10 protein-coding genes and 1 other annotated feature are annotated in these 13,110 nt (G+C 43.3%); of the genes, 6 read left to right on the forward strand and 4 right to left on the reverse strand.

The window, feature by feature from the left end:
• Nucleotides 1-377: 377 nt before the first annotated feature.
• The 3 genes from clpB to rluD all read right to left on the reverse strand — a co-directional run bounded on the left by clpB (nucleotide 378) and on the right by rluD (nucleotide 4,811).
• Nucleotides 378-2,951, reverse strand: coding sequence for an ATP-dependent chaperone ClpB (gene clpB / locus AB6E52_RS16040; protein ID WP_017062851.1), 2,574 nt, complete (start codon nucleotides 2,949-2,951; stop codon nucleotides 378-380).
• Between the two features lie 142 nt (nucleotides 2,952-3,093).
• Nucleotides 3,094-3,834 carry a peptidoglycan editing factor PgeF gene (pgeF, locus tag AB6E52_RS16045; protein ID WP_065584732.1) on the reverse strand — a complete coding sequence of 247 codons (741 nt, stop codon included), beginning with the start codon at nucleotides 3,832-3,834 and terminating at the stop codon, nucleotides 3,094-3,096.
• A 2-nt stretch (nucleotides 3,835-3,836) separates the two neighbouring features.
• Entirely contained in the window at nucleotides 3,837-4,811 is a 975-nt protein-coding gene (gene rluD, locus AB6E52_RS16050) for a 23S rRNA pseudouridine(1911/1915/1917) synthase RluD (RefSeq protein WP_102321443.1), read from the reverse strand.
• 137 nt (nucleotides 4,812-4,948) lie between these two features.
• Between rluD and AB6E52_RS16055 the strand changes: the two genes are divergently transcribed.
• The 6 genes from AB6E52_RS16055 to yjjX all read left to right on the forward strand — a co-directional run bounded on the left by AB6E52_RS16055 (nucleotide 4,949) and on the right by yjjX (nucleotide 12,619).
• Entirely contained in the window at nucleotides 4,949-5,677 is a 729-nt protein-coding gene (locus tag AB6E52_RS16055) for an outer membrane protein assembly factor BamD (protein WP_017059363.1), read from the forward strand.
• A 141-nt stretch (nucleotides 5,678-5,818) separates the two neighbouring features.
• Nucleotides 5,819-7,243, forward strand: coding sequence for a lytic transglycosylase F (locus AB6E52_RS16060; protein WP_346762950.1), 1,425 nt, complete (start codon nucleotides 5,819-5,821; stop codon nucleotides 7,241-7,243).
• Nucleotides 7,244-7,667: 424 nt separating this feature from the next.
• Nucleotides 7,668-8,003 carry a ribosome hibernation-promoting factor, HPF/YfiA family gene (gene hpf, locus AB6E52_RS16065; protein ID WP_004735034.1) on the forward strand — a complete coding sequence of 112 codons (336 nt, stop codon included), beginning with the start codon at nucleotides 7,668-7,670 and terminating at the stop codon, nucleotides 8,001-8,003.
• A gap of 110 nt (nucleotides 8,004-8,113) precedes the next feature.
• Nucleotides 8,114-8,235 (forward strand) — a sequence feature (Phe leader region).
• A gap of 12 nt (nucleotides 8,236-8,247) precedes the next feature.
• Entirely contained in the window at nucleotides 8,248-9,423 is a 1,176-nt protein-coding gene (gene pheA, locus AB6E52_RS16070) for a prephenate dehydratase (RefSeq protein WP_017059361.1), read from the forward strand.
• A 333-nt stretch (nucleotides 9,424-9,756) separates the two neighbouring features.
• On the forward strand, nucleotides 9,757-12,135 hold the full coding sequence (locus AB6E52_RS16075; protein ID WP_017059360.1) for a bifunctional diguanylate cyclase/phosphodiesterase: 2,379 nt from the start codon (nucleotides 9,757-9,759) through the stop codon (nucleotides 12,133-12,135).
• On the forward strand, nucleotides 12,098-12,619 hold the full coding sequence (yjjX, locus tag AB6E52_RS16080; RefSeq protein WP_017059359.1) for an inosine/xanthosine triphosphatase: 522 nt from the start codon (nucleotides 12,098-12,100) through the stop codon (nucleotides 12,617-12,619). Before AB6E52_RS16075 ends, yjjX begins: the two co-directional genes overlap by 38 nt.
• 128 nt (nucleotides 12,620-12,747) lie before the next feature.
• On the opposite strand, the gene trpR is transcribed toward yjjX, so the two are convergent.
• The gene (trpR, locus tag AB6E52_RS16085; RefSeq protein ID WP_017059358.1) at nucleotides 12,748-13,041 is read right to left on the reverse strand and encodes a trp operon repressor; all 294 of its coding nucleotides are present in this window, start codon (nucleotides 13,039-13,041) and stop codon (nucleotides 12,748-12,750) included.
• Nucleotides 13,042-13,110 lie beyond the last annotated feature (69 nt).

Consider the following 13,110-nt stretch of genomic DNA (forward strand, 5'->3'; position numbering starts at 1 on the left):
TATTCATCAACGAGTGCCCACACAGATTGATAGGTTTAAATTGTTAAAGAGCTTTACTTGTTGAGCCTTCCTTTTAGTAAGGAGCCTCTCGAAGTGGACGGCCATTCTAGCGGATTAGATTCCAGTGTCAAACACTTTTTCCAGCTAATTTTTCAAAGCATCTTAAATGCTTATCACCGTCTTGTTACTCAGTTCAAACCGCTTGGTTATCCTTGGCAACGGAGGCGCATTATAGAGAGAATAATCCTTTGTACAAGGCTAAAAACGAAAAAAAAGCCGCCACCGGCGACCGTTCGAACACTATTCACACAAAGCGTTTAAAATAGGTACGATTAAGCCTTAATTTCGGCCAATCGTACCTACCGCTCTTACTTCAACTATTGGTGAGCAATAATGCGGTCGTTGTTTACTAATAGCTGCACTTTCTTATCTGGATTAATTTTTCCTGCCAGTATCGCTTTCGCTAACGGGTTCTCGACACTTTGTTGAATCGCTCTTTTCAAAGGTCGCGCGCCATATACTGGATCAAAGCCAACTTGAGAAATCAACTTGAGTGCTTTATCCGAAACTTCAAGCTCATAACCATTGTCTTCCATTCGCTTCTTAAGGTGCTCAAGCTGAATAGCAGCTATCGACTGAATGTGCTCTTGACCCAATGGATGGAACACCACGCTTTCATCAACTCGGTTCAAAAACTCAGGACGGAAATGTTTACCTACCACTTCCATCACTTCATTCTTTATTCCTTGGTAGTCGAGCGTATTGAAGTTCTCTTGAATTCTCGAAGAGCCAAGGTTGGATGTCATGATCACTACCGTGTTTCTAAAATCGACTGTACGACCTTGTCCATCAGTTAAGCGTCCATCATCAAGCACCTGCAATAAGATATTGAAAACATCCGGATGCGCTTTCTCTACTTCATCTAGCAAAATCACTGAATAAGGCTTGCGACGCACTGCTTCTGTTAAGTAACCACCTTCTTCATATCCAACGTAACCCGGAGGAGCACCAACCAAACGAGCAACAGAGTGTTTCTCCATAAACTCAGACATGTCGATACGCACCATTGCATCGTCACTATCAAACATGAAGTTCGCGAGTGTTTTACACAACTCCGTTTTACCAACGCCAGTTGGACCAAGGAATAAGAAAGATCCAATCGGCTTGTTTGGATCAGATAAACCTGCACGGCTACGACGAATCGCATTCGATACCACTTCGACTGCTTCCGCTTGGCCAATAACTCGCTTATGTAGAACACCTTCCATGTTAAGAAGCTTCTCTTTCTCGGCTTCTAGCATTTTAGAAACAGGTATGCCTGTTTGCTTCGATAGCACGTCTGCAATTTCTGCATCAGTGACCTTATTACGCAGCAGCGTCATTTCTTGCATTTCAGCTTGAGTCGCAAGATCTAACTGCTTCTCTAATTCTGGGATTCGACCGTATTGCAATTCAGACATTCGGTTAAGATCACCAGCACGTCTCGCAAAATCCATATCCATACGAGCTTGTTCTAGCTCTGACTTGATGTGTTGCGTGCCAGAAAGCGCGGCTTTCTCTGCATTCCACACTTCTTCAAGCTCTGCGAAATCTCGTTCTTTGTCAGAAAGCTCTTCTTGTAATGTTCGAAGGCGTTTTTCACTGGCTTCATCATTTTCATTGGTAAGAGCTTGCTGCTCGATCTTCAATTGAATGATTTTACGCTCGAGCTTATCTAGCGACTCAGGTTTTGAGTCGATCTGCATACGGATACTCGAAGCCGCTTCATCAATCAGATCAATCGCTTTATCCGGCAGTTGACGATCAGAAACGTATCGATGAGATAGTGTTGCTGCAGCCACGATTGCTGGGTCGGTAATTTCTACATGATGATGAAGTTCATAGCGCTCTTTCAAACCACGAAGAATCGCCACCGTGTCTTCCACGGTTGGTTCATCGACAAGCACTTTTTGGAAGCGGCGCTCTAACGCTGGATCTTTCTCTATGTATTGACGGTATTCATCAAGAGTCGTTGCGCCAACACAGTGGAGTTCACCACGAGCCAACGCTGGTTTTAGCATGTTACCGGCATCCATAGAGCCTTCACCTTTACCAGCGCCGACCATAGTATGAATTTCATCGATGAAGAGAATGATATTGCCCTCTTCTTTAGACAATTCATTGAGGACTGACTTCAAACGCTCTTCAAACTCACCACGATATTTAGCGCCAGCTACCAAAGCACCCATGTCTAATGAAAGTACGCGTCGGCCTCTTAAACCTTCTGGCACTTCATTGTTAATAATGCGCTGAGCCAAACCTTCAACGATAGCTGTCTTACCAACACCAGGTTCACCGATAATGACTGGGTTGTTCTTAGTACGACGCTGAAGTACTTGGATAGTACGGCGGATTTCGTCATCTCGGCCAATTACCGGATCCAGCTTGCCTTGCTCCGCTCTTTCAGTCAGATCGATGGTGAACTTCTCTAACGCTTGGCGTCGGTCTTCGGCATTTGGGTCATCAACTTTTTGACCGCCACGAACCTGCTCGATAGCTTGAGATAATTTTTGCTCAGTAAGACCTAGCTCTTTAAGCAGGTTACCTAAAGGGCCTTTATCTTCAATTGCGGCAAGTAGGAAGACTTCCGAAGAAATGTATGTGTCTTGACGCTTTTGTGCGACCTTGTCACATAGGTTGAACAAAGTACCCATTGCATTCGACAGTTGAACATCACCACCGATACCACTTACTTTCGGTACACGGTCTAATATTTCGCTTAGCTTTGAACGCAATTGAACCACATCAATATTCAGCATGGTGAGCAATGGACGAATTGCACTACCATCTTGATTAAGCAAAGACACCATTAGGTGCACAGGCTCTATATATTGGTGATCACGACCTAATGCGAGCGACTGAGCATCAGATATCGCAATTTGGAATTTACTAGTGAATCGATCGAGACGCATGCCAACCTTCCTACTCTTAGATATGTTTATCTTATGGTTAGAAGATGGATACGGTAACGCGGATTTTCAAGGGATAAGAATGAAGAATAGAGCTGTTATAAAAATATAAATGAGCTGGATGACTGGTTGCACTAGTTAAAGGTTACTCTAACCAAATAAAAGTAGCTTGGCGTCCAGTAATACCATCACGACGATAAGAATAGAACGCATCGGCATCAGCGAAGGTACATAGATTAGAGTCTGTCACAGAAGTTACACCAACTTTGTTCAGTCGTTGCGTTGCAAGCTGAGACATATTCGCTAGCCATTTGCCTGGTTCAGCTTTGGCTTCAAATGCGAGCTTAGCTTGAGAGTCAAAACTAACGAAAGCTTCCAACACATCATCGCCTACTTCAAAAGCTTGTTTGCCTATTGCAGGACCAAGCCAAGCAATGATCTTATTCTCTGAACCTAAGTTTGAAAACTTTGCGACGGCATTTTCAAGAATGCCACCAGCAAGACCACGCCAACCAGCATGAACTGCAGCAACTTGAGTGCCTTTGGTATCAGTAAGGATTACAGGTAAGCAATCGGCTGTCATCGCAGAACAAACAACATCTTTAGCTGTGGTAAATGCACCGTCAGCATCAAGAATATCTGCCGTAGGGTGTAAAACCGTAACGACATCTGTTGAGTGAGTTTGATGTAGCCATACCGGAGCGGCAGGCATATTAGCGTGTTGCTTGAGCCAGGCTCTGTTGTTTTCAACAAGCGAAGCATCATCCCCAACATGCGTACCTAGGTTTAATCCTTGATACGCACCAGTAGAAAAACCATCAAAACGTGTCGAAGCAAATGCTTTCACGTTTTTTGGTGCATTCCAGTTAGGGATGATCATCGACATGATTAAATGTCGTCTTCCAAGTTTTCGCGCGCATCAACACGTAACGCTTCAGCCATCACGACCATGTCATTTGGCACAGGAGCGTGGAACTCAACTTCTTCACCTGTAATTGGGTGAACAAATTTAAGCATAACGGCGTGCAGTGCTTGGCGATCAAAAGAACGAATCATTGTTGTTAGTTCTTCAGATGCACCTTTTGGAATACGAGCACGACCACCGTATGCAACGTCACCTAGCAGCGGATGCTGAAGGTATGACATGTGAACACGAATTTGGTGAGTACGACCCGTTTCTAGGCGTAGACGAATACGAGTATGCTCGCGGAAGTGCTCAGCAACACGGTAGTGAGTTACCGCTGGCTTTCCTAATTCATTTACATCCATCAAGGTACGCTTAGTTGCATGACGGCTAATGCCTTTCTCTACCACACCACCAGCGGTCATTTTGCCAATTGCAATTGCTTCATATTCACGAGTAATACGACGCTTAGCAAGAGCACGCACAAGACGAGTTTGAGCTGGAACCGTTTTAGCCACAACCATAAGACCTGTTGTGTCTTTATCAAGACGGTGCACAATACCTGCACGAGGCACTTCTGCAATCTGTGGGTAATGGAAAAGCAATGCGTTTAGTATGGTTCCATCCGGTGTGCCTGCGCCTGGGTGTACAACCAGATCGCGAGGCTTATTGATAACCAATAAGTCATCATCTTCGTAGACAATGTTTAGAGGAATATCTTGTGCTTCCCAGCGCTCTTCATCTGCAAGTTCAGCTTGCAAGATGATCTCTTCACCGCCCAAAACCTTAACGCGCGGCTTTGTAATAACTTCGCCATTCACTTGGATTTTGCCGTCAAGAAGCCACTCTTTAATGCGAGAGCGAGAAAAATCGGTAAATAGTTCAGCGACAGCTTGGTCTAAACGTTGACCTAACTGGCTGCTTTTTACTGTGTCTGTTAATGTGATCTGCTGAGCCATATCGAACTTTTTTAAAAACCGTGAGACTAATACCCATTAGTATGGATAAAATAGAATAATTGCATCATTGTATCTGTTACTGGTTAGAAAGTAACGGAAGCTTACGAAATATTTAATTCAAGGAATCGACGCCTGACATGAAACACCTTACTTTATCGGGTCTATTAGCCGTATCACTCTTGGTTGGTTGTTCAAGTAGTGAAGAGATAGTGCCAGATGTACCACCATCGGTTCTCTACTCTGACGCTCAAGAATCACTGCAGAGCGGTAGCTGGCTTTCAGCAATAGAAAAGCTAGAAGCCCTAGACTCACGTTACCCATTCGGCGCCTATTCTGAGCAAGTACAGCTCGATCTGATTTACGCTTACTACAAAAATGATGACTTGGCACTTGGCCTCGCTACCATTTCACGTTTCCTACGTTTGAACCCAACGCATGAGAAACAAGACTGGGTTCTTTACATGCGCGGCTTAACGCACATGGCGCAAGACCGAAACTTCATGCACGATATTTTTAATATCGACCGTAGTGACCGAGATCCTGAACCAGTGAAACTTGCGTTTGCTGACTTCAAGCGACTACTCGAACGTTTCCCTAGTAGCCCTTATGCTGAAGATGCACAAAAACGCATGTTCGCACTTAAGAACCGCCTAGCAGAGTATGACTTAGCAACCGCTGATTTCTACCTACGCCGCGAAGCTTGGATTGCTGCGATCAACAGAACGCAAGAGCTGCAAAAAACTTACCCAGACACCATTGCTGCGCGTAAGTCTTTAGATATCCAGCTAAAAGCTTATCAACAACTCGGCCTAGATGACGCTGTGTTAAGAACAGAAAAGTTGATTGAGTTAAACCCACTACCTTAATCAAACCTCTTACATCTCAATCCTAAAAGCGCGCTAATTTACTAGCGCGCTTTTTTTTCATCTACATATCGCAAACTTGATGGATCGCATAATACACGGTATCTTCAAAAGATAACTTTTAACAAAACATCAACATGGAGTGTGGATGTGAGTAGGTTGTTATTATTTATCTGGATATCGCTATTTAGCCACTTATCCTACGCATTAGAACTGTCTCCATTAAGCAATAAGCCTTACATGGGTGACTTGGATGTGCTCAAAACCAAAGGAACGGTTAGAGTGCTAGTGTCTGCCGATCTTGGTTTCTATTACATCGAGGATGGCAAGCCAAAAGGCATCGTGGCAGAAATGCTCTACCACTTTGAGAAAAGCCTTCGTAAGAAACATCCCTACCTCAATGTTCAAGTCATCCCCGTGCAACGAGATGATCTACTTCCCTCTTTAGAGTCTGGCTATGGTGATGTCGCTGTCGCTAACCTAACGATCACCGATAAACGATTACGAACCATCGATTTTTCGGATCCGATGATTAAAGATGGTAAAGAACTCATTATCACAGGGAAAAAGGCCGAACCTATCACCGAAATCAAGCAATTGAGTGGCAAAGAGGTGTGGATACGAGCAAGCTCGAGTTACTTCGAGAGTGTACAAAGAGTTAATAAGGAGCTTAACGAGCTAGGTTTACCACCACTGCATGTCCATTTTATCGAGGAGTCATTACAAGACTACGAGCTGATAGAACTGGTTAACCAAGGTTATATACAAGGCACAATTCTGGATAACCATAAAGCCAAGCTCTGGATCGATGTAATGGAAAACATTCAAGTCCATAACGACTTACCTTTACGAGAAAATGGTCGTATTGCTTGGGCTTTAAGAAAAGACAGCCCTCAACTGAAGAAAGAGATAAACAAATACGTCAAGACCGCACGAACAGGCACCCTGCTTGGGAATGTCATCTACCAGAAATACATCGACAATACTCGCTGGTTAGGCCGAGCACTCAACCCCAATAAAGTAGACCGAGTAGCTAAACTCTCAGATGTCTTTGAAAAGTATTCGAGCAAGTATGAATTTGATCCTTTAATGATGTCAGCTCAAGGTTTCCAAGAATCAGGACTGGATCAGAGCCGGATTTCTCATCGCGGGGCTATTGGTGTGATGCAGGTATTACCGAGTACCGCCAAAGATAAAAACGTCAACATCAAGAACATCCATAAGGTGGATAACAACATCCATGCGGGTGTGAAGTATATGCGCTTTATCAAAGACCGATATTTTGACGACCCGGCAATATCACCCGACAATCAAATCTACTTTACCTTGGCTTCTTACAACGCTGGTCCTGCTAAGATCAGAAAAATGAGGAGCATTGCCAAGCAGAAAGGTTACAACCCAAACATCTGGTTTAAAAACGTAGAAATCATCACTCGCAAATACGTGAGTAAAGAACCCGTAACCTATGTTGCCAACATCAATCGTTACTTCGTAATCTATAAACAATTACAAGCTATCAATGCTATCCGAGAGGACGGCACAGCGAGATTACTGAACACTAACGACTAGGATCGCCTCCATCCCAGAGCTGGGGAGCCAAAGGTATTAGGTAAAGCTAAAAAACACAAAAGCCGCATAAGAATACTTATGCGGCTTTTGTTTATCTAATTCTGAAGAAGCTTATGTAGCGACCTATATTACAAGACCTATATCACAAAACACTATTGAGTAAATTTCAATCAAGCACTTTCCATAGGCTGTAGGACGCCCCTAAAAACTGATTTAATTTTTAGCGAAGCCTTGCCTCCAAGTTATCGTTTTTCATAAGGATAACAAGCATTTTTCGCCAAAAAGATACTAAGACTTGCGTAAGATCACATTTGATTTTAATGCTTATCCCACCCAACCAAAACAAGATCTAGATCACATTCTTTATTCCTAAAAGTCGTAATCTGAAGTTAACCCATGAGGGATACAACAGAGGAAAACTTCTATGAAAATGAACATCACTGGTAAAAACATCGACATTACCTCTGCAATCCGTGATCACATAGAAAGCAAATTTAAAAAGCTAGATAAATGGCAAGTAGACATCATTGGCTGCCAAGCGAGCTTTAGCGAAGAACCAAACAAGAAGAAGAAATTTGAAGCGGTACTAACCGTACCAAAAGGCCAACTTGTTGCTTCATCAATCCATGACGACCTCTACGTAGCGATCAACGAAGTAGAACAAAAACTAGAGCGTCAACTCAACAAGCTACGCCATAAACCAGAAGCGCGCCGCGCTGAAAAGCCTGAAATCGAAGAGCTAGAAGCTGAAGTAGAATAAGGAAAGAGAACAGATTAAAAAATAGCGCCTCAGGGCGCTATTTTTTTGCTTGACGCTCGTAGCTCGCTTGCTTATTGTGTTTAAACATTCATAAAACAATCACTTTTTATGCACACTCAATCTTTGTTTATTTTTGACTTCTTTTTTCTTCCGTAAATCGGAGGCTAAGTCGTTTTAGAAAAACAAGTCAAAAACGAACAAGAAGCCTCCCACACTAGGGAGGCTTTTTTATAAGGACACATTTATGACTGACCGCTCAATTTCACTGGATGATATCCGCCTTCGTCTTAATGATTTAGACGACGAACTTCTGAAGTTACTTTCAGAGCGTCGCAAGCTAAGTATCGAAGTCGCTAAAAGCAAAGTAGAGACATCAAAACCAGTTCGTGATGCAGTACGAGAACAACAACTATTAGTTAAGCTGATCAACAACGGCAAAGATAAATACGAACTTGATGCGCAGTACATTACCAAGCTGTTTCACACCATCATCGAAGATTCCGTTTTACTACAACAGTCATACTTACAAAACCTAGCGAACCCGCAAAGCCGTAAACCATTGGCTCGCGTTGCATTCTTAGGTTCTAAGGGATCGTATTCTCACCTTGCGAGCCGCGAATACTTCAGCCGCAAGAATATGGAATTGATTGAGCTGAACTGTAATCACTTCAAAGAAGTCGCATCAACAGTAGAGTCTGGCCATGCCGACTACGGTGTCCTGCCGATTGAGAACACCAGTTCAGGGTCAATTAACGAGGTCTACGACCTGTTACAGCATACGACTCTATACATTGTTGGCGAACTTTCTCAACCGATTGAGCACTGCCTTGTTGCTAAAAGTGATATCCGTTTAGAAGACATCAAAACACTCTACTCGCACCCACAACCTCATCAACAATGCAGTGAGTTCTTGAGCCGCCTTAAGGGTGTCAACCTTGAGTCTTGCGCAAGCACCGCTGATGCAATGAAAAAAGTTAAAGAATTGGGCGGTAATGACGTAGCTGCTATTGGTAATGCATCGAGCGGTAAGCTTTATGGACTACAGCCAATCCAGAGCAATATTGCAAACCAAACAGAGAACCACACTCGTTTCATCGTTGTGGCGCGTAAGCCTGTTGAAGTATCGACTCAAATACCAGCGAAAACAACGCTCATCATGTCGACATCTCAAGAGGCGGGTTCTTTGGTAGAAACACTACTGATCCTGCAACGCTTAGGCATCAACATGACTAAGCTAGAATCTCGTCCTATCATGGGTAACCCTTGGGAAGAGATGTTCTATGTCGATTTAGAGGCGCATCTGGATTCAGATAATATGCAACAAGCGATAACGGAACTAACAGCCATTACTCGCCACCTTAAGGTGTTGGGTTGCTACCCAAGTGAGAACATCAAAGCGACTCAAGTTAAGTTGTCATAGCTGAAAGTGAGTATCAGCTTTTAGCTAACATAAGTATTTGGCCTACAGCAGGCCAAATACTTAAATCACCCTCTAGTCGAGTACTATTCTCGCTAAGAAAACTCACCCTAGCATGCCTGAAACACAATTCACTTGTTTCGCACATTCGGCACGCTTACTCTCTCCACTACTTGAGCCTTTCTAACAAAAACTCATTAGTGGCTTTTTTTATCAATAAAGACAAAACCTTACCCCCTTCACAGGAAATCATCGAACTACGTATAATTAATAGCGAGTAAGCATTAAGTAACATAAACTTATGCGCTTAATTTATAAATAGTGTTGTCATTAACTATGAAGCTAAGTACTAAAATCTTACTACTAATAGCCCCTGTGATACTGATCAGTACCGCGGCTTCTAGCTATATTATTTATTCGACGCAAAAAAGCAGTTTCATCAAACGCGAAGACAACGCACTTCAACTGAACATGGAAAAACTAGCCGGATACTTTCGCCAATCTCGTTCGTTCCTCAATAGCTACTCTTACACCTTGACCCAGAGTGATATGGTGAAGCGTTATTTTCTCACTGATCAAAATCTATCTCGCGATCTTGAACTGGTCAGTAATCTTCGAGAAGCCATTCATTTCCTGCAAGATGACGATGAAAGCTATACAGGTTTAGCGCTTCTTAATGGTGATCGAAAACTGCGTTATTACGCGGATAATAGCAATGACTCACGCACTCAGATTGACAGTAAGATATTGGAGTATGTTGACCTGCACTATCAAGACACCTTAGCAACATCGAGTACCAACTATATTCAAAACTCCCAAGGCGAAGGGATGTTGGTTCACTATGACAAGGTAGATAGAAAAGCGATTTTCCCAACCGTTAACAATCAACCCGACGATGTGTTCTTTGTTGTTGTCTCTGTCTCTCTCGACAAATTTAATGCGCTGAGAAAACAGATAGAGTTCGACTACCAAACCAGTTTATTCTTCACATCCATAGCGGTTTCTTTGGAAAATGATGTCACCCACTCAGTCAAGCTTGCTCCAGAACTGTACGCCACGGTCGATCCGGCGCAATTCCTATTAGAAAACAAGCTCGATTCAATTTGGAACAAGCTGAGTTTGTCGTTTGCCCTGTCTGCGTTTGTGACTGTCGCTCTTCTACTCATGCTTCTGTCTCGCACTGTGATTACTCCAATAACGCGGCTCGATCGACAGCTACAGCAAGTCGAAAAAAAACAACGTAAGAACATCGAACGCTTGGGCACTCGTGATGAGCTTGGCCGCCTATCACAGCGTTTTTATGACATGTACCAAGAGTTAGATAACACCTACCAACAGACCAAGCTCTTGGCCGAAAATGATCAGTTAACCCAAATAGCCAATAGGCATCAGTTTCAAACCTTCGTTCAGCAATCGTTGCCAAAACCGAGTTCGAATACCGAAACCTGGGTTCTCTATTTTGACTTGGACAACTTCAAGTTTGTGAACGACAAATACGGACATCAAATCGGCGACTCGATTCTGGTCTCTTTTGCTCAGCGTATTTCAGATATTTGTCGTCACTATAAAGAGGAGTTCGACGCTCATTGTATGCCAGCCCGACTTTCTGGAGACGAGTTCGTTGTCTACATTAACGCTCCTAGTCACCGAGGAAATGTCGCGCATCGATTCTCGAATGATTTACTGACTCCACTGCAAAAAGGTTTTGTCACCGAATCAGGCAGCTTTCCGATCACGGTCAGTATTGGTATTGCGACCTACCCTAATGATGGCAACTCAATCGAGAAGCTACTGTCCAACGCGGATACTGCGATGTACCAAGCCAAGCGTGCCGGTAAAAACCAATTTGCTGACTATTCACGGGATTTAGACAAAGCCATTCAGCGCCAAGCAGACATTGAACGTGCGCTCAGAGGTAAGAATTTTGATGATGAATTCAGGCTCGTTTACATGCCCTACATGGATTCTACCGGGACTGATGTTATTGGCGTTGAGGTGTTATTACGTTGGAATTCAAAGCAACTTGGTTTGGTTCCACCAGATGAGTTCATTCCAATAGCCGAACAAACCGGGCTGTTCGAACATGTTGACCGCTGGGTAATACAGAATGCGTTTGCTTCATTCCATCGACTTCAGACTCAATTTGATCACTCGATTCAATTGTCGATCAACTTATCTTCTGCTGGCATTGAAACCACTCACCTTGCGGGTTTCATTAAAGAACACGCGGAGTTAAATCGAATTCCACCAAGCCTAATCGATTTTGAAATCACTGAAACCTTTTACTCAAACTCAGAAGGCTTCCCATTGCTGAATGAGCTGTCATGCATGGGTTATCGACTTGCGATTGATGATTTTGGTTCCGGTTACACCTCTATCACTCAACTGGTGCAGTATCCAACTCAGAAAATTAAATTGGATAAAGCGTTTTTGGATACCTTAATTGAAACCGATAACCAGAACATCGTAAAACCAGTTATCGGGTTGTGTCATGCTCAGGGGAAAAAGGTCACCGCCGAAGGGATTGAAACTCAAGACATGCACCAGTGGTTACAGGATGCACAGTGCGATATGCTGCAAGGCTATTACTTTGGTAAACCCATGCCACTAGAAGAGTTGAGTGACTGGTACCGACAACATCAACTCAATCTAATCGACAACAAAAAGAATCCGACACATGAAATCTGTAATCATCGCATCGCTGAACCCAGCTAAAATAAACGCCGTTAAAAGTGCGTTCTTATCTGCTTTTCCTGATACTGAATTTGATTTCAAAGGCATCAGCGTCCCTAGTGGTGTCGCCGATCAACCGATGAGCAATGATGAAACCTATCAAGGTGCCGTGAATCGAGTTCACAACGCAACTCAAGCTCAGCCTGATGCAGACTTCTATGTTGGTCTAGAAGCGGGAATAGAAACAAACGTCACCTTTGCCTGGATGGTGATCGAAACGAATGGCCAACGTGGCGAGTCTCGTTCAGCAAGTCTGATGCTGCCACCAGCCGTGCTTGAGAAACTAGAGCATGCAAACGAGTTAGGGGATGTGATGGATGAAGTGTTTGGTACCGACAATATCAAACAGAAAGGTGGTGCCATTGGCCTACTGACACATAACCAATTGTCACGCAGTTCGGTCTATCATCAAGCTTTAATTTTGGCTCTGATCCCATTTGTGAATCCTGAACACTTTCCTATTTAGTATTTGAGGCTTCCTTAAACTTCAAAAGATTCCAAGAACAATCTTCAGAAACAAAAAACGCTAACATCCAGTTAGCGTTTTTTATCGAATTCGTATTCATACTATCGCGTGATAGCTTAATTCCATTATTACTTTAGCAATAGGTCGGCGATCACGACTTTCTCTTGCTCAGATTTGGCCTTTAGCTCATTTGAGCCTCTGGTTATCGTCGCTACGCCTACGCCCAGCATTTGACTCACCTGTCGTTGAGACATATCGCCTTTCATCAGCTCACAGAAGATATTAATTCGAGCAACCAGAGCATCTCGCTCGTCTGGTGTCATCATCATAGTCAACAACAGCTCGTGCTGATCTTTTTCGACAGCCGTCTTTACCAAGTCCATCAGTTGTTGCCAATTATCATATTCAGGTTGTGATGCCATATCTCTACACTTACTTTTAAATTCTGACTTTAAAGAGTCGCTTAACGATTGAAAGCGTTTAACACTTTA

Origin of the sequence: Vibrio sp. 10N.247.311.13 (genome assembly GCF_041467595.1) — a bacterium.
GTDB lineage: Bacteria > Pseudomonadota > Gammaproteobacteria > Enterobacterales > Vibrionaceae > Vibrio > Vibrio crassostreae_C.